This is a genomic window from Streptacidiphilus sp. BW17 (assembly GCF_041262485.1).
Lineage (GTDB): Bacteria > Actinomycetota > Actinomycetes > Streptomycetales > Streptomycetaceae > Streptacidiphilus.
The window spans coordinates 29,546-52,499 of the sequence record NZ_JBGCCR010000041.1 but is presented as its reverse complement, the minus strand read 5'-3'; the positions used below and the strand labels follow the sequence as shown (position 1 = coordinate 52,499).

The window sequence follows — 22,954 nt, the reverse complement described above, 5'->3', positions numbered from 1 at the left end:
TGGCGGCGCCGCCCGAATCTCGCTACTTGACCCGACCCGCACCCTGTCCACCCGTTGCACGAAGGAGACACGTTCCGTGGCCGCCACGACCGAGACGCTGGAGTTCCAGGCGGAGACCCGCCAGCTGCTGCAGCTGGTGATTCACTCGATCTACTCGAACAAGGACATCTTCCTGCGCGAGCTGATCTCCAACGCCTCCGACGCCCTCGACAAGCTCCGCCTGGAATCCCTCACCGACACCGACACCGGCCTCGGCGTCGACACCTCCGACCTGCACGTCACCCTGGAGGTCGACAAGGAGACGCACACCCTGACGGTGCGGGACAACGGCATCGGCATGACCCGCGACGACGTCGTCGACCTGATCGGCACCATCGCCAAGTCCGGCACCGCCTCCCTGCTGGCCAAGATCAAGGAAGCCAAGGACGCGGACGCGGCCCAGCACCTGATCGGGCAGTTCGGCGTCGGCTTCTACTCCGCGTTCATGGTCGCCGACAAGGTCACCCTGCACACCCGCCGCGCCGGCACCGACCAGGGCACGCTGTGGGAGTCCGACGGCGAAGGCACCTACACGATCGCCGAGGCCGAAGGTCTGCCGGTCGGCACCGCGGTCACCCTCCACCTCAAGGCCGAGGACAGCGAGGACGGACTCGGCGACTACCTCGCCACCTGGAAGATCCGCCAGATCGTCAAGCAGTACTCGGACTTCATCCGCTGGCCCATCCGCATGGCCACCGAACCCACCGACACCGCCGACACGGACACCGGCGCCGACGGCACGACCGCAGGCGGGCCGGAGACCCTGAACTCGATGAAGGCCCTGTGGGCCCGGCCGCGCAGTGAGGTGGCCGAGGCCGAGTACAGCGAGTTCTACCAGCAGATCAGCCACGACTGGCAGCCCCCGGCCGAGACCATCCACATGCGCGCCGAGGGCACCTTCGAGTACGAGGCGCTGCTGTTCCTGCCCGCCCACGCTCCGTTCGACCTGTTCTCCCGCGACACCAAGCGCGGTGTGCAGCTGTACGTCAAGCGCGTGTTCATCATGGACGACTGCGACGCGCTGATGCCGAACTACCTGCGCTTCGTCAAGGGCGTCGTCGATGCCCACGACCTGTCCCTCAACGTCTCCCGCGAGATCCTCCAGCACGACCGGCAGATCACCGCCGTGCGCCGACGCCTCGTCAAGAAGGTCCTCGCCGCCATCAAGAGCATGCAGGCCACCCGCACCGACGCCTACGCGACGCTGTGGGAGCAGTTCGGCCGGGTCATCAAGGAAGGCCTGATCGAGGACCGCGACAACGCCGACACCCTCCTGGAGCTGGTCTCCGCGCACTCCACCCACGACCCGGCCGAGACGACCACGCTGCGCGAGTACGTGGCGCGGATGAAGGACGGCCAGAACACGATCTTCTACCTGACGGGCGAGAACCGCGCCATGGTCGAGAACTCCCCGCACATGGAGGCCTTCACCGCCAAGGGCTACGAGGTCCTCATCCTCACCGACCCCGTCGACGAGGTCTGGACCGACCAGATCCCCGCCTTCGACGGCCACCGCTTCCAGTCCATCGCCAAGGGCCAGGTCGACCTCGACAACGACACCGCAGACGAGGAGGACGCGAAGGCGGCCAAGGCCCAGCAAGAGCAGGACTACGCCGCCCTGCTGGCCTGGCTGCAGACCAGCCTGACCGACCATGTGAAGCAGGTCCGCCTCTCCACCCGGCTGACCACCTCCGCCGCCTGTCTGGTCGGCGAGGCCCACGACCTGACCCCCACCCTGGAGAAGATGTACCGCGCCATGGGCCAGGAACTGCCCACCGTCAAGCGCATCCTCGAACTCAACCCCACCCACCCCCTCATCACCGCCCTGCAACAGGCCCACCAGGCCAACCCCGACGACCCCGCGCTCGCGGAGACCGCCGAACTCGTCCACGGCAGCGCGCTGCTCGCCGAAGGCGGCGACCTGCCCGACCCCGCCCGCTTCACGCGCCTCCTCACCAACCGCCTCACCAAAGCCCTGTAACCCCAGCGGCGTGCGGCCGACCGGCTACACGACCGGCCGGCCGCACCCACTCCCCCGGCCCCGCACCACAACGGGTGGGGCTGCGGGTGGGTCGAACTCGCCGATCCTGACGGAAACCTCTTCGTTGTCGAATCACCTGAACCTGAGGATTTCGAGGCGCTGCTCGCCACACCCAGGGAGACGGCTGACCCGTTTTGGAGTGACGCAGTCGACCGACGGTAGGGGGCGTGCGCCGCACAGGCGAACGAGGAACGGCTGGCCAGCGAGGGTTATGACGTGGGCGAGGGCAGACCATCCTCGCACCCGGAACCAACTGCCCTACCTTCAGACCAGAGCGAGGACAGACCGCCGGTCGCGTCGCACGGGCGGCCACCACCAACGGCCCAGCGAGGGGCCGATACAGCGGAATGCGCGAAAGCCATGGCCCGTTCGGGCCCTGACCGTGGAGGCCGCAGACCTGGCGACGCGACGGCGTAACCTGAAACCGTCCCGGCTTCCGGGGCGTGAACGGGGGATGTCATGGAGACCGGGTCCGAGGAGCGGTTGCGCGGCGACGTGCAGTCGGCCGTGGCCATACTGACGCCGGGTCAACCGGCGGTCGTTGCACGGGAGTGGTGCGACACGGTGCAGCTGGACCGGGAACAGGTGGGCTGGCAGCGCCTCTGCCTGGCCGGGTTGGAGCTGCCAGCGCCCGCCCCGGAGGCCGCGGCGGACGCGCTCGCCGCGGGCGGCTGGGAGACCCGGCGCTGGGGCGGCCACGTCCGGGCGCAGCGCGAGGGCTGCACCCTCCGCCTGGACACCGGCTGCGGCTCGCGACTGCTCACCCTTCTGGCGGCAACCCCGGTGGTGTTCGACCACCCGGAGCGGGGCTGGCAGCAACCCCAAGCCACGTACAGCCTCGCCGACGGTGTGCTCTGCCACGAGTGCAACGGCTGGACCGTGTGCAACGAATGCGGCGGCCAGGCACGGCTGAGCGGCGGCAGGAAGTGCTGGTGCGCCGCGAGCAACGCCGGCCCCGGACGCTGCGGGGTCTGCCACGCCAAGGGCAGCCACCCAGCGGCCCGGCTGCGGCGCGAGCGCCACCGGCGCGAGAACCCCTGGGAGTACGACAACGAGGTCGCCACCGACTACATCGGCACCCAGCCCGACCCCGACGCCTTCGAATGGCCACCCACCGTCACCGGCTTCACCACCGAGACCGCCGCCCTGGCCGACCTCGCTCAACGACAGTGCCCCTGCGGCGAGTTCCGAGCACTGTGGCGGCACGAACGGGAACAAGCCGACGGCTACTCCGCGCTCCGCTTCATCGGCGACTGCAAGGCCTGCGCGGCGATCCGCGCCCACGCCTACGAACTTCCGTAGAGCTCGTAACACGATCTTGCGGGTTAGTGCAGGTCAGCCGTAACCGGTGTGACGGCTGGGCCGTTCGTGAGGACGTGAGCGTCGAGCCGTGGGTCGTGGACGACGAGTTGTGGGCGATCATCGAGCCGATGCCGCCCCCCTGGCCCCCTGCAGGGCGTCCTCTTTGGGCTCTACACCGGGATCCGTGACTGCAGTTGCCGTTGGAGCTGGGCGTCGGCCCCGGGCAGACCTGCTGGAGGCGTCTGGGGCGATGGCAGGATGCAGGGGTCTTCGACCAGCTCCATCGGAAACTGCTCGCGGAACTCAACACGGCCAGGCGGACTGGACTGGAGTCGCGCGTGCGTGGACGTATCCCAGGTGCGCGCGAATCCCACTGAGGATCCGGCTTCAGCCCCCTGGGACCACTTTGGGACCAGACAGCACGAGCGCGATTGAGCGCGCATGGACAGACCTGGACATACATGATCGAGGTAACACCTGGGCTCCGTCAGCTCACACAAGGCAGGAGAGCCACGCGCATAGCCCAACTATCCTAAAGCCCAACATAGTTGGCCACCAGCTCGGAGCCCGTCGAACAGGTGGCCAACCAGCAAGAGGGTCAACGCACTTGACTGGGGATCAAGTGCGCTACCTGTCGTGCTCCGTGGGTGCCGCCAGGTGGGCCGCAGCCGTCCTGACGGCGAGGCAGGGCGGCTGCGGGGTCGGTGGGACGGCGTGTCAGTCGGTCCGGCGCTGCCCCAGGCTGAGGGCAGCGTAGACGACGAACGCCGAGGCCAGGCCGACGGCCCAGCCGTAGTCGGCCAGCGGCTTCAGCAGGGGGATGACTCCGTCGGCCGGGAACGGGCCCTGCTTCACGCCCTTCACCACAGTCGAGTACGAGCCGCCGATCGCCAGCAGGCCGCCCACGACGAAGGCCAGCACCGCCCGCAGGTTCCAGCCGCCCGTGTACCAGTAGCGGCCGTCTCTCCGGTACAGCTCCGCGAGGGCCAGGCGGGTGCGACGGACGAACCAGTAGTCGGCGATCAGGATGCCGGCCACCGTTCCGAGCAGGCCGCCGACCACCCCCAGCCAGGTGAAGATGTAGACGTGCGGGTTCGCGATCAGCTTCCACGGCATGATCACGATTCCGACCACGCCCGTGATCAGCGCGCCTCTACGGAAGTTGACGAACCGGGGCACCAGGTTCGACAGGTCGTACGCCGGCGAGACGACGTTCGCGGCGATGTTCACCGACAGCGTCGCCACCATCACGATCAGCAGGGCGAACAGCGCCCCCACCACATTGCTCATCCTCGCGCTCAGCGCGATCGGGTCCCAGACCGGCTCCCCGTACACCGCCTGCGAACCCGACGTCACAAGCACCGACAGCACCGCGAACAACGTCATCGTCGTCGGCAGCCCCAGCGTCTGGCCCCACAGCTGCGCCCGCTGACTGCCCCCGAAACGCGTGAAGTCCGGGATGTTCAACGACAGTGTCGACCAGAAGCCGATCATCCCCATCAGCGCGGGGAAGAACACCTTCCAGAAGCCGCTCCCCCACCCCAGCTGCGAGGGCTGGTCCAGCAGCGGGCCCACGCCGCCCGCCTTCGACACCATGAAGCCGAGCAGCACCAGGGAGCCGACGATCACCAGCGGCGCGGCCCAGTTCTCCACCCGCCGCAGCGTCTCCATCCCGCGCGTGATCACCGCGATCTCGATCAGCCAGAACACCAGGAACGACAGCCACTGCGTCCACGGCGTCCCAGAGATCTGACCTACCGTCAACCATCGGTTGCCCAGCACCTTCCCGGCCAGCAGGTAGATGCCCTCCCCGCCGATCCAGGTCTGGATGCCGAACCAGCAGCACGCCACCGCCGCCCGCACCAGCGCCGGCAGGTTCGCGCCACGGACGCCGAACGAGGCCCGCGCGAACACCGGGAACGGGATGCCGTACTTCGTCCCGGCATGGCCGGTCAGCAGCATCGGCACCAGCACGATCACATTCGCCAGCGCGATGGTCAGCACGGCCTGCTTCCAGTCCATGCCGAGCGCCACCAGCCCGGAGGCCAGCGTCCACGAGGGGATGCAGTGGGCCATGCCGACCCACAGGGCAAGGTAGTTGTAGGTGCGCCAGGTGCGGCGCGCGAGGGGGACGGGGGCGAGGTCGCCGTTGGCGAAGCGCGGATCGTCCAGGACCACCCCGTCGGCCAGGGCGACCCGGCCGTCGGGGAAAGCGGTCTGCGTGGCGATCAGGTCGGACGAGGATATGGAGGGTGCGGGAGTTGCCGAGGACGAGGACACCGGGCACCACCTCTGGTGTGTTGTGGTTCAGCCTTTCAGGACGGGGATGATGTGCTCGCCGTAGGCGTCGATGGTCGGCTCGACGGCGTCGTGCATGGTGTAGATCGCGAACTGGTCCACGCCGAGGGACCGCAGCTGCTCCAGCTTCTCCAGCTGCGCGGAAACCGGTCCGATCAGGCAGAAGCGGTCCACGATCTCATCCGGGACGAAGGCCGTGTCCGGGTTCCCGGCCCGGCCGTGGTGGGAGTAGTCGTAGCCCTGGCGCTCCTTGATGTAGTCGGTGAGCGCGTCCGGCACCATGCCGGAGTGCTCGCCGTACCGGGAGACCAGGTCGGCGACGTGGTTGCCGACCATGCCACCGAACCACCTGCACTGCTCACGCGCGTGCGCGAGCTGCTCCTCGCTGCCGTCGGTCACGTACGCCGGGGCGGCGACGCAGACGGTGACGGACCCCGGATCGCGTCCGGCCCGCTCGGGCGCGGAGCGCACCGCCTTGACCATCCACTGCGTCAGGAACGGGTCGGCCAACTGGAGGATGAAACCGTCAGCCTGACGGTCGGTCAACTCCAGCGCCTTCGGCCCGTACGCGCCCATCCAGATCGGCAGCACCGGCTCGCCGGTGATCCACGGGATCTGCATCACCGTGCCGTCGACCTCGGCCTCCCGGCCCTCCGCCAGCTCCTTGATGACGTGCATGGCGTGCGACAGACGGTCGAGCGTGGCCGGCTTGCGCCCGGCGACCCGCTGGGCGGAGTCGCCACGGCCGATGCCGCAGACGGTGCGGTTGCCGAACATGTCGTTCAGCGTCGCGAAGAGCGAGGCGGTGACCTCCCAGGTGCGGGTGACCGGGTTGGTGACCATGGGCCCGACCGTCAACCGTTCGGTCTGCGCGAGGATCTGACTGTAGATCACGAACGGCTCCTGCCAGAGCACGCAGGAGTCGAACGTCCAGCCGTGGGTGAACCCGGCCGCCTCGGCCCGCTTCATCCGCTCGACGAGCAGACGGGCCGGAGGGTCGGTCTGGAGCACGAGGCCGATGTCCATGCGGTGCCTTTCCACGTACTCAGGGCTCAGATCAGGTACTGGGAGGTGCTGCGCGGCAGGAAGGTGCCGTGACCGGTGTGGCCGACGTAGCAGCCCGCGTCGACGACGGGCGTGCCGCGCGAGATCACCGTGCGCGCCCGCCCGGTCATCTGCCGGCCCTCGTACGCCGAGTAGTCGACGTTCATGTGATGGGTCGCGGCCGACATCACATACCGATCGTGCGGGTCGAAGACCACGATGTCGGCGTCCGAGCCCGGCGCGATGGTGCCCTTGCGCGGGTAGAGGCCGAACATCCGCGCGGGCGTGGCGCAGGCCAGCTCGATCCAGCGGCGACGCGAGATGTGGCCGTCGAGCACGGCCTGGTGCAGCAGGTCCATCCGGTTCTCCACGCCGGGCAGGCCGTTGGGGATCTTCGAGAAGTCCCCGCGGCCGAGCTCCTTCTGCCCGACGAAGCAGAACGGACAGTGGTGCGTGGAGACGACCGAGAGGTCGTTGGTGCGCAGCCCGCGCCACAGCGCCGCCTGGTGCTCCTTCGGCCGCAGCGGCGTGCTGCACACGTACTTGGCGCCCTCGAACCCCGGCTCGGCCATGTTGTCCGTCGACAGGAAGAGGTACTGCGGGCACGTCTCACCGAAGACGTTGAGCCCGAGATCGCGCGCCTGCGCCACCTCGGCCACGGCCTGCTCGCACGAGACGTGCACGACGTAGAGCGGCGCACCTGCGACCCGGGCGAGCTGGATCGCCCGGTGGGTGGCCTCGGCCTCCAGCAGCTCGCGGCGCACCTCGCCGTGGTAGCGCGGGTCGGTGTGCCCGGCGGCGAGCGCCTGCTCCACCAGCACGTCGATCGCGATGCCGTTCTCGGCGTGCATCATGATCAGCCCACCGTCACCGAGGCGCAGGCCGGTGCCGCCGGTAGAGCGCTGCGGGTGCGGCGGTCGAAGACGAGGAAAGCCAGGAGCGCTGCGCCCGTGAACCACACCAGTTGGAGGGCGAGATCGGTGAACGGGACGGTGGAGGAGAAGCCGGCCGCGGTGCTCGCCTGCATGGCTCCGTAGGAGGGCAGGTAGTCGGTGAGCCGGTTGTCCGCGACCGGGTTGGCGATGGGGTTCTGCACGGTGAGGTCGATGATGCTGATCATCACGATGGTGAACATGCCCTCGACCTCCTTCTTGAGCAGGGCTCCGAGGGTGACGCCGAAGGCGCCGTAGGTCATGGCCGCGCAGAACATTCCCACCGCCAGGAGCCAGGGCCGCTGGGGGCTCCAATACAGGCAGATGACGACGGTGGCGTAGGCGGCGACCGCGAGCGAGGCCAGGACGAGGGCGGTGACCTTGGCCAGCAGCAGATGGATCCGCGGATACCCGGCCATGGTCAGCCGGCGGTCGAAGTCGCCGGAGGCGAACGTCGCGGCGAACATCATGAAGCCGACGATGAGCGTGGCGGCGTTCAATGCGCCGCTGATCTGGGTCAGCTCGTCGCCGCCCGCGCGAAGCACCTCGCCGGTCGCGCGAAGCCGGATCTGGACCCAACCGGGCGTGACCACCAGATGCGCGAGGCTGATCCAGATGGGGACGAACACCGCGACCAGCACCATGGCGAACCGGTTGCGGCCGTGCTCGATCAGCGCGAAGCGGATGGCGGTGGCCAGGTGACGCCAGGCCCCGCGACCCGGACCGGTGCGATTCACGCGCGCGCCTCCGCGCCCTCGTGCAGGACGCCCCCACGGAGATGGAACAGCCGGTCCAGGCGCTCGGCGTCGTGCGCCAGGTGGGACACCACCAGTACCGCTCGACCGGCCTCCCGCAGCCGGGTGACCAGCTCCCAGAACCGCAGGTACGTCTCCCAGTCGAAGCCCTGGTAGGGCTCGTCCAGCAGAAGCACCTGCGGGTCGTGCATCAGCGCGAGCGTGAGGTTGACCTTCTGCCGCGTCCCGCCACTGAGCACACCGGTGCGTACGCCTGCGTAGGCAGTCAGACCCAGCACATCCATGAGTTCTTCGGCTCGGCACAGGTTCCGCAGGCCGTAGGCGGTGCGGAAGAACTCCAGGTGCTGACGGACAGTGAAGGCATCATTGAGAACCGCCTGCTGAGGGCAGTAGCCGAGCCTGCCGCGATGACGCACCGCCCCGCCGTCCGGACGCAGCTCGCCACTCAGAATCCGTAACAGGGTGGACTTGCCGGCGCCGTTCTCCCCCACCACACCGGTCAACGCACCGGGAGGCAGCACCAGGTCCACCCCGCACAGAACCTCCCGCCGGCCGTACCCGTGGCGGACATTGCACACCTCCACCGACACCTCCTACGCCCGCAGCACGTACAAGACCAAACGATCCACCGGCAGGGAAGGACACGGCCCGCCGAACCCGTCCAGCAACAGACGCAAGGATCAGCCGACCGCGTTCTCGCTGTTCGGGCCACACCTTCCCCAGGAAGACGACGACCTTGCCGAGAATCCGCGCGTTCGCGGCGCTGATCGGTGAGTGGACGTCGCTGGCCGGTGTCAGCCAGGCACCGGCGCGACCGCCGTGCCGGATCCGCTTGACCGTGTCGTCGGGGGCGTCGATGAGGGCGGCGACGTTCTACGGGGTCCTGAACAGTGTGGCGTGGGAGAGCACGTCGCAGCCCATCCGTCGGACGTTTTCCAAGAGGACCGCCCGGACATGGTCTTCGTCCTGGGGTGGGAAGGCGACGCGAATCAGGCTAGGATCCCCGAGCGCAACTGAGGCAAGGCTTTCGGCTGCCGCGCTGGAACTGAACGGGGAGTCGCGGGATCCGCGAGCACCACGCATGCCCACACGGCGCACATGGTCCAGTCAGGCGCCTCCGGACTGCGTCGAAGGCCGGGTCCGCGGCCGACAGCCCGAACGGGACCCGTTCGACCGACACTCCTGAAGATCGGAAAGCCAACAGCCACTTCAACGCCGTTGCGTTATGCCGCAAGCGGGCTGGTCAAGGGCTTGCACGAGGCAACGGGACCCCTGTAGATCAACGATCGGCGAAGAAAGTCGATCAAGGTCAGGGGTCCCGTTGCGGGAGAAGTCTGTCATCAGGCGGGTGGTCGCGGTAGCGGCGGGGGTGTTCGCGCCGGGGCATCTGGGCGAGTTGACCCAGATCGTGGACTCCGCGCTGGTGGATGCGGCGTTGGAGGCGAGCCGGGCGGTGTGGGACAAGCTCACTGCGGGCCTGGGCTCGCTGGTGCCGGTGCGCCCGCACAGCTCTTCGCTGTCGCGGGCCCGCAGGCGGCTGGGGCCGGAGCCGTTGCGGCTCGTGTTCGAGGCGTTGGCGGGGGCGGTGGCCTAGACGGACCGGCCAGGTGCCTGGTGGTGCGGGATGCGGACGGTCGCGGTGGACGGCACCAGCCTGCGCCTGCCCGACCGTGAGCCGGTCACCGCCCGCTTCACCAAGCGGCACGGCCCGCAGTACGAGTTCGCCTATCCCGTACTGCGGCTGATCACCCTGGTCGAAACAGGTACCCGCGCCGTGATTGCCGCCGCGTTCGGACCCGAGGCCGATGGCGAACTCGTCTACGCCACACGGCTGCTGAACCGTCTCGGCGCCCGCATGCTTCTGCTCGCGGACGCCGCCTTCGACGCGGTCGCGTTCCTGCGAGACGTCCACGCCACCGGCGCTCACTTCCTAGTGCGGTCTACCGCCGGCTGGCACCCGACCATCGGGCAGCGCCTGCCGGACGGCTCCTACCTCAGCCGACTGTCCGGCTCCTACCGGGCGGGGCGCGGCTACGAGATGCTGACCGTCCGCGTGATCGAGGCGTGGATTACCGTGACCCTGGAGGACGCTCACCAGTCTGACTGACCCCCAGCTCTATCCGGCGAGCCGGCTCGTGGCCCTCTACCACGAGCGTTGGCAGGCGGAGACCGCCTACGCGAGCTTGAAAGCCGTCCTGCTGGACGGTCGGGTCCTGCGTTCCGGCCACCCTGCGGACCTGGAGCAGGAGGTCTGGGGCCTGCTGGCCGTCTACCAGGCGCTGATCCGCACCGCCGCAGACGCGGCGTCCGACCGGCCGGGCCTGGACATGGACCGGCTCAGCTTCACCGTCGCCCTCCACTCAGCGCGCGGCCAGGTCACCACCGCCACCGGTGTGCTGCCACACGGGCCTGCCCGCCTGGTCGGAGCGATCGGCCACGCGCTGCTGGACAACCTCCTACTCGCACGCCGACGTCAACGACTCAAGGCCCGCAGCCTCAAGAGCGCCAGCAAGTACGTCAAGAACACCGGCAAGCACCCGGAAACCGGGCAGAAGTACACCCTCCACACCGAAATATCGATCATGGAAGGCGGGCTTGCATCCCGCTCGCCACGCTAAACGCAGCGGCGTTGAACAGCCACTTACGTTCCCGACCGCACTGTGCACCCAGGGCGACTTCAAGTTCCGTGGTTGTGCGGTGTGTTCGGGTAGCGGCCGACCCGGTGTGGATAGCAGTACAGGCACGGGCTTCGTGATCATTGTGGGTGCCTAAGCCCGATGATCACGAGGTGGCCCGTGCCTGCCGCTGTATCTTCTCCTATCCCCGCTGTCCTGCTGGAGCTGGGTCCACTGGATGCCGACAGGGTCGCTGACCTGCGCTCGATGCCGTGCCCGACCCCCGCTCGCAGCGAGGACGCTGGTACCCGCTGACGGCGATCTTGCTGGTGTGTGCCTGCGCGGTCGTGGCAGGAGCCAAGAGCATCGACGAGTTCGCCGAGTGGGGCGCGAGCGTTCCCGGCAGGCTGCTGGCTGCCCTCAGTGTGCACCGCCAACTGCTCGGGTGGCGGCGCTGTCCCTCGGCGGCGACGATCGGGCGAATGCTCCAGGCCGTCGACGGCGACGCGCTGGACCGGGCGGTGGGCGCCTATCTCGCCGACCGGCACCGCGCCGCCGCCAAAACGACCACCCAGCCGTCCGGTCCGCGGCGCATCATCGCCGTGGACGGCAAGGCCCTCAAGGGCTCGGCCCGGCTCGGCTCACCGCGCCAGCACCCGCTCTCCGCGGTCACCCACGGCACCGTGGTGACCCTCGCCCAGGCAGAGGTCGGCGCGAAGACCAACCAAACCACGCACTTCGAACCACTGCTCGCACCGCTGGACCTGACGGGCGCCACGGTGACATTCGATGCCCTGCACTCGGTCAAGGCGAACATCTCCTGGCTGGTCGAGACCAAGAGGGCGCACTACATCGCCGTGATCAAGACGAACCAGCCCCCCACCCACCGTCAACTGGCGGCCCTGCCCTGGCACGACATCGACGTCCAGCACACCGCCTCCGAGACCGGGCACGGCCGACGCGAATCCCGCTCGATCAAGACCTGCGCCATCGCCGACGGACTCGGCGGCATCGCCTTCCCCCACGCCAAGCTCGCCCTGCGCCTCCACCGCCGTCGCCAGGAGAGCGGAAAGCGGCAGAGCCGCGAGACCGTCTACGCCGTCACCAGCCTCGACGCCCACCAGGCCACCCCGGCGGACCTCGCCTTCGCGATCCGCGGGCACTGGGGAGTGGAGAACTCCTCCCACCACATCCGGGACGTCACCTTTGCCGACGACGCCTCCACCGTCCACACCGGCACCGCACCCCGCGCGATGGCCACCCGCCGCAACCTCGCCATCGGCGCACTGAAGACCCTCGGAGCCGACAACATCGCCAAGACCACCCGAGCCATCAGCCGCGAACCCCAACGATCACTCTCGATCCTGGGCATCACCAACAACCCGGACGAACACGGAACTTGATCAAGCCCTGCTGATCACCGGGGTCGCCGCCGTCGCGCTCACGACGTCAGCGTCGGCTGCCGAGGCCAATCCCGCCGCACCTGCCCGGGTCCACAGTCCGACCCAAGCGGAGGGATGTGGCGGCGACGTCTGCATCAACCTGGCTGACCCGTGGCCCAGCGGCTCGGTGCAGGTCAGGGGGTGTGCTTGGAAGGACCCCTTCTTCGGGCACATCGAGATCACCGGGCCCTCAGGCATCGTGCGGAACAGTCTCACCGGCCAGTGGTACACCACCACCAACTACTGCACAGGCAACGACAAGATGTTCGTCACCAGCGTCCCCGCGATCAAGGGCGAATACTGCGCCATCGGCTGGGTGCGGAGCCAAACCGGCTGGGTGCAGTGGGGAAGGGCTTGCGAGTGGGTCGAATAGGCAGGTAGAGCAAGACCGTGGCGCGATGCAGGATCACTCCATCGCGCCACGGTCTTGTGCGTGAGGAGAGGCATCACCGAGCCAGCTGAGCGCCTGTCAGCCGTAGTTGATGCTCAGAGCCCCGGCCACGGTGGAACCCGTGATGCTGTTCTGCGCGGTGGGGGAAGCCAATCCGTCGTCGACCGAAACAGCTGAGTTGTCGTTGCTCATCACGGAAACGCGGTAGCGGTCTCCGCGAGGAACGGTGACGTCGACCGACCCGGCAGTCGCCTTGACGGTCACAGACCTCGGCGGGCCGGCGAAGGCCAGATCGATGGAACCTGCAGTGGCCGCAGCCGAGACGGTCGGTGACAGCATGGCATCTCCGCTGATCGACCCGCTCGTTGTCGATGCCTGGACGGGCCCGGTGAGCCTGCTGAGCGTGACAGCACCTGAGTCGGACCGCACGTCTACGGCAGCGCCCATCGCGAAGACGTCAGTCGCCCCGGAATCGTTGAAGACCTGGACCGATGCCCCAACGGGGACCTGAATATCCACGCGTGCCTCGCAGTCGCTCAACCCAAACACCTGGATGCCGCCGCACAACGCTGTGATCGTCAAGGTGCCGGTTGCCGTGTCGAGTCGCTGGTCCACGGCAGGGCGTGCGGTCGACCAGCGAAGCTTCTGGGTCACTGTCGCCTGGCCCGCCGGTCCAGGGTGGATCGTGACGGAAGCCGAGGTGGCGTTGACCTCCACAACGTTGATTCGGGCGTCTCTATAGGCCCTGGACTCGGAGGAGTGCTGTGCGGTGAGCCATCCGACGACGCCCGTGGCGGCGATGACGGCGACGACCACGATGACCACCGCCGCTACCGAGTACCACAGGACGGGACGGGGCCGACTCGTCGTGGGGGGCACCAAAATCCTCCGATCGCGCAATCCGTAGACAGCCAGACTAGGAGAGAGCATCTGCAGCCGACCATGAACCGGGCGCCCGCCAGGGGGTGCACCTAGCACCACCCCCGCCGGCGATGCGCGGTCTGCGCACCGAGCAGCCGAGTGCTGTGTGAGAGCGGGACCCGCGTTGGTCCGTCAGCTGCCCGGCGCCGTGCCTCGAGGAGGGTGGTCTCCCTCAGGCGCTCGTGCCCTGCGAGCCCAGTACCAAGTGGAACGGCACCCGCCCTGCCAGAGCAGCGAGCTGGTGGGTGTACTCGGTCGTGCAGGAAGCCCACGACGCCGGCTGAGGCACGGGCCAGGATGCCGGTGTCGTAGACCGTCCAGGCTGCGCCGTAGGTGCGAACTCCGTGCGGCCCGACCGACCGGAAGCACCGGCGCTGAGGGCTCGTCCGTCGTCGCCCGGCCGCGCGCGGAAGGAGTGAGCGGTGTCCGAGATGGGTCGGCCGCAACAGGCCGCCCGGGGCGCCGCGGCTGCCGGCGAGACGGCACCGGTGTGTGTGAGGTGGTTCGCATACCCTGACGGTTCTGATCGTGCTCATGTCGGGAGGCTGGTGGCGAGGGACAGTGCGGAGATCGTGCGGTTCTGGCGTGCGGTGGAGCTGTACAGCCCGCAGAAGGTCGACCCGGTGACACCGCCCAGCGCGGTGAACGCGTCCACGTGGCCTTCGAGGGAGCCTCCTGCGAGGCGGTCGCGTAGACGCTTCTTTCTCCAGTAGGCGCGGGGTCTGGGCCGGGTCCAGCCGGAGCATCGGGCAGCCATCCGACCCCGGAAGCCGAACTCGCCCAGGTCATCAAGGGTCAGGCCAGCACGTGGATCCACTCGGTGCAGTAGTGCTGCCCCCGCATGGTGAACTGCCACCCAATCGCGGTCCAGGGCGACTTCAAGTTCCGTGGTTGTGCGGTGTGTTCGGGTAGCGGCCGACCCGGTGTGGATAGCAGTACAGGCACGGGCTTCGTGATCATTGTGGGTGCCTAAGCCCGATGATCACGAGGTGGCCCGTGCCTGCCGCTGTATCTTCTCCTATCCCCGCTGTCCTGCTGGAGCTGGGTCCACTGGATGCCGACAGGGTCGCTGACCTGCGCTCGATGCCGTGCCCGACCCCCGCTCGCAGCGAGGACGCTGGTACCCGCTGACGGCGATCTTGCTGGTGTGTGCCTGCGCGGTCGTGGCAGGAGCCAAGAGCATCGACGAGTTCGCCGAGTGGGGCGCGAGCGTTCCCGGCAGGCTGCTGGCTGCCCTCGGTGTGCACCGCCAACTGCTCGGGTGGCGGCGCTGTCCCTCGGCGGCGACGATCGGGCGAATGCTCCAGGCCGTCGACGGCGACGCGCTGGACCGGGCGGTGGGCGCCTATCTCGCCGACCGGCACCGCGCCGCCGCCAAAACGACCACCCAGCCGTCCGGTCCGCGGACCTGCGCGCGCCGAAGGCGATCCTGACCCACCCGTGCCTGGCCGGCCCGGACGCCGCGCTGGACCTGGACCGCCCGGTCGCACTGTTCCTGAGCGCCGTGGTGCACTTCCTCGGCGACGAGGACGACCCGTACACGGTCGTGCGCACGCTGGTGGATGCGCTGCCGTCAGGCGGTTGGCTGGTCCTCAGCCACCCCACCGCCGACGCGAGCCCGGACCAGGTCGGCCGCGCGGGCTCAGCGTACCGGAGCGGCGGCGTCGGCATCCGGCCCCGCAGCCGGGCCGAGGTGGCCCGCTTCGCGGAGGGCTTGGAGCTGGTGGAGCCGGGCATCGTGCCGCCGGGAGAATGGCGCCCCGAGCCGGGCGCGCCCGTCAGCGCGCTGACGCAGGACGGGTACGTCCTGGTGGCGCGCAAGCCGTAGGGCCTCTCCAGCCAGGTCAGCCCGGGTGGAGCGCCGCATCGCAGTCGAGGCAGTGGCGGCTGTGGTGCTCCGGCGGGTACCAGGGCGCGTCCGGGCCGGCCGGCGTGTAGGGCGGGCTCGGGTTCCAGGTCGTCGACGCCGAGGCCGCAGAGCGCGCGGGAGGGCGAGCCGCCGGGCGCGCCGGGGTCGGTCCGGGCGGCGTGCACGACGCGCACCCCGGCGCCGACGTCCAGCACCTCCGTCGCCGGCTCCAGCTCGAGCAGGACGATGATCGCGTTCACCCTTCGATCCTGCGCCGCCTGGGGGGGTTTGCCGCATCCGCTGAGGCGGGCCTGGACTCCCGCTGCCCACCGAATCCCGATACTCACCGGGCAGCGGAACCCGATTTCAGAAACTCCACGTACTGCCGGATGCGCAGCACGTCGTCGGGGAAGCAACTGTCCCAACCCTGATCCAGCCGCACCCAGACCGCCGGCTGTCCGGCCTCCGCGACGAGCGGCAGTCCCGGGTCGGCGATCGCCGCATAGGACAGCGACAGCGTCACCGGCAGACGCGGAAGGAACGACCGCACGGTCACCGCGGCGGGCCGCTCCATCAACTGCGGCCGCAACCCGGCCTCCTCGGCCAGCTCCCGAGCCGCGCCGTCGCGCGGACACTCTCCCGGCTCGACCTCGCCTCCCGGCGGGACCAGCCCGCGCACCGGATGTTCGACCAGCACGATCTGCTCCAGCGCGGAATCCAGAACCCACACCTCGGCGCCCAACGGCGGCACGACCCCGGCCAGCGCGGCACGCAGCCAGGACCGGGCCCCGTCGAACTCCAGGGTGGCGGCTGCGGCGTCGGCGACGGCGGCGTCGAGCGGGCGCTGCTCGAACGGGTTACGGATTATGGCGGCACGCTACCGGCCACCACTGACACCGCCCGGCCGCCGAACAGCCCCGGCAGTGTCGTCAAAGGGTCAGGCCCTCCGGCTGCGGAAGGTGTACCTAGCACCACCATCGAGTCGGGTAGGAGGGCTACTGCCTCGGGCGTGCGCGAACGACATGCTGATGTTGTGCCCGAGGGGCGGGCACGGGAGGGAGTCAGGTGTCATGGCGAGCACTCAGCTGACCGGCGTTCATTCGCCGCGTCTGGTCCCCGTGGACGCCGGTTCGGGCTCCGGTGTCCCGCGGATCCTTCCGAAGTCCGCGGCCGCTTCGACGTTCCCCCGGCTGCTTCGCCGGGCGGCCACAGTCCTCACCCTGCTCGGACTGGCGATGATTCCCTGGCTGGTCTTCCTGCACGCCGGGCTGCCGGCCACCGCTCAGGCCTCGCACTGGGCCTGGACGTGGACGGGTCTGGACAGCCTTGAAGCGCTCGGCCTGCTCTCCACCGGACTGCTCCTCAGGCGCGGCGACGGCCGGGCCTGCCTGACCTCCGCCGCGACCTCGGCCCTGCTGCTGGTCGACGCCTGGTTCGACACCATGACGGCTGCCCCGGGTTCGGACTTCAAGCTGGCGGTGCTGATGGCGGTCTTCGCCGAGTTGCCGCTGGCGGTGGCCTGCGCGGTTCTCGCGACCCGGGCCTTCCCTCGGCCGGGCCGCTGAGCGGAGAGCTCGGCGCAAGCAGATTGAACACAAACACAACTGATTGACCATCAGAGATCCTTTGATGGCCCAATCCGACATTTGGGGAGGAATTATGAAGCATTCGCGGGCATTGATCGGCGCGGGCGCTGCCGCCGCCGTCGCCACCTGGTGGTTCACCGACTCCGCGCCGTACCCGTACTCTCAGCGCTGGCTGCTCGACCTGCCGCTGCCGTTCCTGACTCTGAAGCGTCTGGACCACGTGCTGCAGGCCCGGGAGGGCGAGAGGATCCTGGAGATCGGCCCCGGAACCGGCCTGCAGTCGCTGCATGTCGCACCACAGCTGGGCCAGAACGGCCAGCTGGACATCGTGGACATCCAGCAGGAGATGCTCGACCACGTGGGCCGCCGGGCCAAGGAGCAGGCCGTCGACAACATCGTGCCGAACTGCACCGACGCACATGAACTTCCTTTTGCGGATGGCTCGTTCGATGCGGCTTACCTGGTGACGGCGCTGGGCGAGATCCCGGATCCGGCGCGTACGCTGGCCGAGCTGCGCCGGGTGCTGAAGCCGTTCGGGCGGCTAGTGGTCGGCGAGTTCTTCGACCGGCATCAGATCCGGCCGTCCTCGCTGATCAGCCTGGCGGAGGGAGCCGGGCTGCGGGTCGCCCGGCTGTACGGTCCGCCGTTCGCGTACTACGCGGTGCTGCGTCCGATCGCCGCCTGACGCGGCTCGGGCAGTCAAAGAGTCAGGCCCACATGAGGAGTGAGGCGAGGGTGGCTGCGGCACGAGCCAGCCGAAACGCTACCTAGCCTCACTGTTTCGGTTCGCCTCGGCTGATCTGGTGTGATCCGCATACTGGAGGTCCTGGGGCTGCGGTCGGGCGTTGGGCATGCCGAGGGCCCGGCGCTGTGGCCGGGTGCTCCTGGGTCCTCGGGTCGTGGGTGGTCGGGGTGGCGTCGTCGGTCACGTGGCCGGTCGGGGCAGCGCGGCCCGACGGTGGAACGCCGTGGTCAGTTCGTGGCGCCAGGGCCAGGTGGCGGCGATCCGCAGGCGGAGGCGGCGGGCTCCTCGGGTGATCCGGGCGGCGGCGTGCAGGAGCCGGTAGCGGAGCCTCTTGGGCTCGGCGGTGGCCAACTCGCCGTCAAGCAGCAGGGCCCTGGTCCAGGCGAGCAGGTCGATCGCGGTCAGCGACAGCTCCAGCCAGGCCTGGTTGATGGCGAAGCGGCGGGAGGGGAAGCGGCCGAAGCCGGAGGTCTTGCCGCAGCGGATGTGGTCCTCGACCCGGGCATGGGCCCGGTGGCGGACCTCCAGGTGCTGGAGCGAGCCGCCGCCGGCGACGGGCGTGTCGGTGAGGAAAGCCTGGTGGCGCATGCCTTCGTCCTGGTCGAACAGGGACAGCTGGGCGCCGGGGTGTGGGCGCTCGCACCGGACGATGATGCGGGTGCCGTCCGGGTATCCGGTGAGGTCGACCAGGCCGGTCAGCTCGGCGACATCGGCCCCGGCGCGAAGGGCCCCGTCCTGTTCCAGCGCGGGGTGCCAGACCCGGTCAGGCAGGACCCGGATGGCCTTGCGGACCGGTTCGGTGACGGCGTGTCCGACGGAGAAGGTGGTGCGGATCCCGTGCTGCCGCAGCCCACGCAGGGGGGCGAGGAAGGCTTTCGCGCTGCCCGCGCTGTCGGCACGGACGAGGATCGTGGTGCCGTGGCGGTGGGCGTCGGGGATCTGCGCGAGGGCCTGGTCGAGGACGGTGATGTGGTCGGCCGCGGTGTTCGCTCCGGCGTTGCCCGGTCGCAGGAGACCGGCGAGGGCTTCGCCGGTGTTGTCGAGGAAGCAGAGCAGCGGGTGGTAGCCGAAGCCGCGTTTGTAGGTGGGTGGGGGCGGCCTGTTCCTTCTCGGAGTGGCAGGTGACCAGGGTTGCGTCGATGTCCAGGACAAGGCCCGGGAGTTCACATCCTCCGGCCTGTGAGGCGGGGATGGGGTGTCCGGTCTCGTCGGCTTGCAGCCAGGCGACTTCGCGGGCTTGGGCCCTGGCTGCCCGCAGCGTGTTCAGGGCCGCCTTGTCGATGCCGGCCAGCATGCGCCAGGCGGTCGGGGTGGAGGCGACGGGGCCGAATACGTCGCGCTGGTCGCGGAGCACGGCCAGGTCGGCGATCGCCTGGCCGCCGTCGGCGAGCATCACCGCGAGGTCCACCGCGACGCGGCCGGGGTCGTGCCCGGTGCCGCGGGGTCGCAGCCGGTGCAGGGCGTTGCTGAAGGCACTGGTCAGCGTGGTGGCGTCGGCCAGATCCGCGAGCAGACGCGAGCCGGCGTGGTTGACCACCCCGTTCCCGTCGGCGCTGACGACGAGCTTGGGGCGCGACCGGGTAGTGTGCACGCAGAAAGTGCCTTCCTGCTGGAACGACTGGGACCTTAGACAAGCCTCATCGTTGCAGTTCAGAAGGCACTTTCGCTTTTTCGATCATGATCCGGACGCGACCCCAGATGAAACGCGCAGGCTAGGGGTCCGTGCCTGGGCTCGTTGGGCCGTGCCTCAGTAGGGGCGGCGGATGCCGTGGCTGTCCAGGACATCCTCGTAGTACCCCAGGATCTCGTCCAGCTTGGCCAGGAGGTACTGCGCACTTTCCAGCGCCTCACCCACCTCGCCCTGAGCACAAAGAGTCGTCACTTCTGCTACCTCGCTGCGAATGATCGACAGCGAGTCACCCTGGACCACAACCCCTGGGAAGCGTCGGCCGGGCAAACGAACCACGGTGGGGGCCAGCAGCTCTATCTCGATCCGCTCCATGAAGCCATCCAACCGAAGCTCGCCCGCGACCGACAAGGTCGACCACCCCTACTGCTGCCCTCCGCCTAGGGGCCTTGCCCTGATTTCGTCATCGCAACCGATGGCCAGGGCGGCTGCAGTGGCCACCCGGAGGAAGACGTAACGGCACTCGTCATCGCGGGTGGGGCTACCGCCTCGACAGGGGGCCACGTGATCACAGAACGGGAGCTTCTGGACTACGCCGAAGCCCTGGCCCTGCCCTGGCACGACATCGACGTCCAGCACACCGCCTCCGAGACCGGGCACGGCCGACGCGAATCCCGCTCGATCAAGACCTGCGCCATCGCCGACGGACTCGGCGGCATCGCCTTCCCCCACGCCAAGCTCGCCCTGCGCCTCCACCGCCGTCGCCAGGAGAGCGGAAAGCGGCAGAGCCGCGAGACCGTCTACGCCGTCACCAGCCTCGACGCCCACCAGGCCACCCCGGCGGACCTCGCCTTCGCGATCCGCGGGCACTGGGGAGTGGAGAACTCCTCCCACCACATCCGGGACGTCACCTTTGCCGAGTACGCCTCCACCGTCCACACCGGCACCGCACCCCGCGCGATGGCCACCCGCCGCAACCTCGCCATCGGCGCACTGAAGACCCTCGGAGCCGACAACATCGCCAAGACCACCCGAGCCATCAGCCGCGAACCCCAACGATCACTCTCGATCCTGGGCATCACCAACAACCCGGACGAACACGGAACTTGATCAAGCCCTGCAGGTGGAGTGTGCATGGAGGGTCAATCACGATTCGGGCATCGCCATGCGCCATCAAGATCAACTTCTTCTGACCCTGGGTTAGCCCGATAGCCCGACCGCACGAGCAAGCTATCCGGGCGATCGACGGACGCCCTGCCCTGGACTTACGGCAGGTTGCGCGCCATGACGATGCGCGGGACCTGGTGGGTGCCCCTCATAGATCCGGGCGGCGTTGGAGGTGCAGCCGGGCCGCTCGCGGCTTTGCGAAGGCAGCCGATTGACCCGCAGATATTCCCATTAACCCTTCTCAGGGCCTGCCACCATATTCTCAGGAGCCCACTCCTCGGCCCAGCCGTGGTTCTCCCCGAACTTCACCAGTTCCTTCCGAATCAGTAGGATCTGCTTTCCTGTCAGTTCCGGAGCCGCCTGCAGAAGGAGCTCGGTAACCTCCTTGGCGAAATCCTGCACGCTCAGCACATCGCACATCGACTCCTCGCCGTCCGCTCCCCTCGGCTCCGACGAACGCGTTGCCGACACAGCTCCCGCGAATGAGGCAGACGGTGCAGCCGCGAACGGCGTTGCCGCCATGGCGTCGGCTCCTGGGGCAAGTCGCACCGAAGATGACTTTAGCCCGCGATCGCCGTTCCCAACCTCAAATTCGACCGCTGTCCCTGAGCGCACAGAGGACTCAGGGATCAGTAGATCATTCGCATGGAGGAAGACATCTTCCCCGCCCAATTCCGGAGCAATGAACCCATAACCTCGCGTGGCATCAAATCGAACAACACGACCCATTACCATGCCAACCCCCAACAGAACCAAGCCCATTGCCCAAACAACCCTATGACAGACAGAAACCACCTTGCCAGAGAAGTGCAGGGACCATCAAGATCCCCTGAACAGTCACCCGCCGTAGAGTCCCAGGGCCCGTCAAGTCGAGGGCGGGGCGGCACACGAGTAGTCGTCAAGCCGTCCGGTTGCACGGTAGTCACCGCGCCAGGAAAACAGGGCAACCCCCCGTTGTCCGGCCCCGAGCCCCCCGGCGGAGTTCTCGAGATGGTCGCGGAGTTCCTCCGCCGGCCTGCTGCCCTCGGCTCGGTAGGTGTCGCCGCTCCACGTCGACAGGACCCGTGATCTGGAGCCGCCGACCGCGATCCCCCCGGCGTTGTTCGTCAACTCATCGCGGGCCACACGCTCGCGCAGCAGTCGGGCATAGGAGAGGTGGTCGAGCTGACAGCCGCGAGGCGGAGTCCTGCTGAGCCAGTCGGGGCTTGACAGATTGCGCTTCCGGGCGGCCACCCACATGGCCGGGACCCGCTCCTCTGCGTACACTGAAGTCGCCATCTGCTCACACATCCACAGCAGCCGCCCGCTGCCGCGCGTCGGCGCACATCGACGCCAGCGAACCCGTCGGCACAGGTCCGCGGCCACGATGGCACACCAGGGGGAACCGTCCGCAGGAACCTTGAGCACCTAGCCAATGAAGGTGGCGAGGAGCACTCTCAAGGACGGGAAGGAGGGTGGCGTAGGGGATTCCCTTGATCACGCGATGGGGCCGCGCGAAGACATCCGGGCTCCTCGCCACGATGAGCAAGCGCGCACGTGCAAGGTCGCCGTCTTCGTACGGCACATGCCCGTACGGTTCCGCCGTGCAGGGACCACTGCTATCGAGCCGTGACAAAGTCCCTCGCACCTGCAAGATGCCAGTTTGGGGACAACGGTGGACAGCAGCTCAATGAGTGTCTCCTCGGCCTCGTCCGCATCGGTGGGCACTGGGCGGTCAGCCAGTGCCGAGCGCAATTGATAACCGATGTGCGCAGACACCATGACACGAGCGGTCAGCAGTCCCAGTTCCGCCGCCTTGAGGGTGGCCAGGCCGCTGTCGACCTCCTCGGACCTGGCAAGATACCCCGCGCCTACGAGGAAGCTGACCGCCTGCCGCAACTGCCCAGCGCTGATATTGCCCTGATGATGCGCAAGGGTGCTCCTCCACCAGCGCTCGGCTTCTGCGAGCGAACCGACACGCCCTTGGACGACCTCAGCCAGCACCTGGTCGGGAAGGCTGGAACTGATCTGTGAGGCAACCGTATAGCCGCCGACCAGTTTGCGTTGCCAGTGCGACCGCTCGCTCTCATCGACGATCATGAATGCCCAGCCGACGCTCTCCCCTGCTCCCAGCCGTCCGGCCCGACCGAACATCTGCTGGACAGTGGCAACATCGATATCGCGCATGCCGATCTGGGTGTCGCGCACTACCACGCCGGAT

The 22,954-nt window shown here is 68.6% G+C and carries 22 protein-coding genes and 2 pseudogenes; 12 read left to right on the top strand and 12 right to left on the bottom strand.

Annotation, left to right across the window (positions count from 1 at the left end; translation table 11 throughout):
* The first annotated feature begins 76 nt into the window (after positions 1 to 76).
* Positions 77 to 2,020, top strand: coding sequence for a molecular chaperone HtpG (htpG, locus tag ABH940_RS32990; RefSeq protein WP_370106950.1), 1,944 nt, complete (start codon positions 77 to 79; stop codon positions 2,018 to 2,020).
* A 519-nt stretch (positions 2,021 to 2,539) separates the two neighbouring features.
* Entirely contained in the window at positions 2,540 to 3,382 is an 843-nt protein-coding gene (locus tag ABH940_RS32985) for a hypothetical protein (protein WP_370061936.1), read from the top strand.
* Positions 3,383 to 4,099: 717 nt separating this feature from the next.
* Here ABH940_RS32985 and ABH940_RS32980 read toward each other — a convergent pair.
* From ABH940_RS32980 to ABH940_RS32960, 5 genes and pseudogenes are all read right to left on the bottom strand, one after another.
* Complete coding sequence (locus ABH940_RS32980) at positions 4,100 to 5,629, bottom strand: NCS1 family nucleobase:cation symporter-1 (protein ID WP_370062954.1); 1,530 nt, start codon at positions 5,627 to 5,629, stop codon at positions 4,100 to 4,102.
* Positions 5,630 to 5,689: 60 nt separating this feature from the next.
* Positions 5,690 to 6,706: a TIGR03842 family LLM class F420-dependent oxidoreductase gene (locus ABH940_RS32975; RefSeq protein ID WP_370106949.1), complete on the bottom strand. Its 1,017-nt coding sequence runs from the start codon at positions 6,704 to 6,706 to the stop codon at positions 5,690 to 5,692.
* Positions 6,707 to 6,732: 26 nt separating this feature from the next.
* Positions 6,733 to 7,593 (bottom strand): annotated as a pseudogene (locus ABH940_RS32970) (amidohydrolase family protein); the annotation flags it as partial.
* Entirely contained in the window at positions 7,581 to 8,393 is an 813-nt protein-coding gene (locus ABH940_RS32965) for an ABC transporter permease (RefSeq protein ID WP_370061932.1), read from the bottom strand. The gene ABH940_RS32965 and the pseudogene ABH940_RS32970, both read right to left, overlap by 13 nt.
* Positions 8,390 to 8,995, bottom strand: a complete 606-nt coding sequence (locus ABH940_RS32960) for an ABC transporter ATP-binding protein (RefSeq protein WP_370061930.1) — start codon at positions 8,993 to 8,995, stop codon at positions 8,390 to 8,392. The genes ABH940_RS32965 and ABH940_RS32960 overlap by 4 nt, the downstream gene beginning before the upstream one ends.
* 764 nt (positions 8,996 to 9,759) lie before the next feature.
* Here ABH940_RS32960 and ABH940_RS32955 point away from each other — a divergent pair.
* The 5 genes from ABH940_RS32955 (at position 9,760) to ABH940_RS32935 (ending at position 12,841) form a co-directional block, all read left to right on the top strand.
* Positions 9,760 to 10,005, top strand: coding sequence for a transposase domain-containing protein (locus tag ABH940_RS32955; RefSeq protein ID WP_370106948.1), 246 nt, complete (start codon positions 9,760 to 9,762; stop codon positions 10,003 to 10,005).
* 30 nt (positions 10,006 to 10,035) lie between these two features.
* Positions 10,036 to 10,518, top strand: a complete 483-nt coding sequence (locus ABH940_RS32950; protein WP_370106947.1) for a transposase — start codon at positions 10,036 to 10,038, stop codon at positions 10,516 to 10,518.
* 28 nt (positions 10,519 to 10,546) lie between these two features.
* Positions 10,547 to 11,029, top strand: a complete 483-nt coding sequence (locus tag ABH940_RS32945) for a hypothetical protein (protein ID WP_370061926.1) — start codon at positions 10,547 to 10,549, stop codon at positions 11,027 to 11,029.
* A gap of 269 nt (positions 11,030 to 11,298) precedes the next feature.
* Complete coding sequence (locus tag ABH940_RS32940; protein ID WP_370106946.1) at positions 11,299 to 12,429, top strand: ISAs1 family transposase; 1,131 nt, start codon at positions 11,299 to 11,301, stop codon at positions 12,427 to 12,429.
* A 238-nt stretch (positions 12,430 to 12,667) separates the two neighbouring features.
* Entirely contained in the window at positions 12,668 to 12,841 is a 174-nt protein-coding gene (locus ABH940_RS32935; RefSeq protein ID WP_370106945.1) for a hypothetical protein, read from the top strand.
* Between the two features lie 96 nt (positions 12,842 to 12,937).
* Here ABH940_RS32935 and ABH940_RS32930 read toward each other — a convergent pair whose 3' ends face one another.
* Positions 12,938 to 13,675: a DUF4097 family beta strand repeat-containing protein gene (locus ABH940_RS32930; RefSeq protein ID WP_370106944.1), complete on the bottom strand. Its 738-nt coding sequence runs from the start codon at positions 13,673 to 13,675 to the stop codon at positions 12,938 to 12,940.
* Between the two features lie 637 nt (positions 13,676 to 14,312).
* A complete protein-coding gene (locus ABH940_RS32925; protein ID WP_370073046.1) occupies positions 14,313 to 14,435 on the bottom strand; it encodes a hypothetical protein in 123 nt (40 codons plus the stop codon).
* A 433-nt stretch (positions 14,436 to 14,868) separates the two neighbouring features.
* Here ABH940_RS32925 and ABH940_RS32920 point away from each other — a divergent pair, with 433 nt between their 5' ends.
* Entirely contained in the window at positions 14,869 to 15,213 is a 345-nt protein-coding gene (locus ABH940_RS32920; RefSeq protein WP_370106943.1) for a transposase family protein, read from the top strand.
* Complete coding sequence (locus tag ABH940_RS32915; RefSeq protein WP_370106958.1) at positions 15,189 to 15,608, top strand: SAM-dependent methyltransferase; 420 nt, start codon at positions 15,189 to 15,191, stop codon at positions 15,606 to 15,608. Before ABH940_RS32920 ends, ABH940_RS32915 begins: the two co-directional genes overlap by 25 nt.
* Before the next feature lie 364 nt (positions 15,609 to 15,972).
* Here ABH940_RS32915 and ABH940_RS32910 read toward each other — a convergent pair whose 3' ends face one another.
* Positions 15,973 to 16,380, bottom strand: coding sequence for an NUDIX hydrolase (locus ABH940_RS32910; RefSeq protein WP_370072932.1), 408 nt, complete (start codon positions 16,378 to 16,380; stop codon positions 15,973 to 15,975).
* A gap of 319 nt (positions 16,381 to 16,699) precedes the next feature.
* On the opposite strand from ABH940_RS32910, the gene ABH940_RS32905 reads away from it, so the two are divergent.
* Both ABH940_RS32905 and ABH940_RS32900 read left to right on the top strand, forming a co-directional pair.
* Positions 16,700 to 17,194 (top strand): hypothetical protein, encoded by a 495-nt coding sequence (locus tag ABH940_RS32905; RefSeq protein WP_370072933.1) that lies wholly within the window; start codon positions 16,700 to 16,702, stop codon positions 17,192 to 17,194.
* A gap of 94 nt (positions 17,195 to 17,288) precedes the next feature.
* Positions 17,289 to 17,900: a class I SAM-dependent methyltransferase gene (locus ABH940_RS32900; protein ID WP_370072934.1), complete on the top strand. Its 612-nt coding sequence runs from the start codon at positions 17,289 to 17,291 to the stop codon at positions 17,898 to 17,900.
* A 240-nt stretch (positions 17,901 to 18,140) separates the two neighbouring features.
* Here ABH940_RS32900 and ABH940_RS32895 read toward each other — a convergent pair.
* Both ABH940_RS32895 and ABH940_RS32890 read right to left on the bottom strand, forming a co-directional pair.
* A pseudogene (locus ABH940_RS32895) lies at positions 18,141 to 19,551 on the bottom strand (IS1380 family transposase).
* Positions 19,552 to 19,707: 156 nt separating this feature from the next.
* A complete protein-coding gene (locus ABH940_RS32890) occupies positions 19,708 to 19,962 on the bottom strand; it encodes a hypothetical protein (RefSeq protein WP_370072935.1) in 255 nt (84 codons plus the stop codon).
* A gap of 189 nt (positions 19,963 to 20,151) precedes the next feature.
* On the opposite strand from ABH940_RS32890, the gene ABH940_RS32885 reads away from it, so the two are divergent.
* Positions 20,152 to 20,697: a hypothetical protein gene (locus tag ABH940_RS32885; RefSeq protein WP_370106942.1), complete on the top strand. Its 546-nt coding sequence runs from the start codon at positions 20,152 to 20,154 to the stop codon at positions 20,695 to 20,697.
* Between the two features lie 288 nt (positions 20,698 to 20,985).
* Here ABH940_RS32885 and ABH940_RS32880 read toward each other — a convergent pair whose 3' ends face one another.
* Complete coding sequence (locus ABH940_RS32880) at positions 20,986 to 21,489, bottom strand: cold-shock protein (RefSeq protein WP_370106957.1); 504 nt, start codon at positions 21,487 to 21,489, stop codon at positions 20,986 to 20,988.
* Between the two features lie 741 nt (positions 21,490 to 22,230).
* Positions 22,231 to 22,941: a hypothetical protein gene (locus ABH940_RS32875; protein ID WP_370072951.1), complete on the bottom strand. Its 711-nt coding sequence runs from the start codon at positions 22,939 to 22,941 to the stop codon at positions 22,231 to 22,233.
* Positions 22,942 to 22,954: the final 13 nt, after the last annotated feature.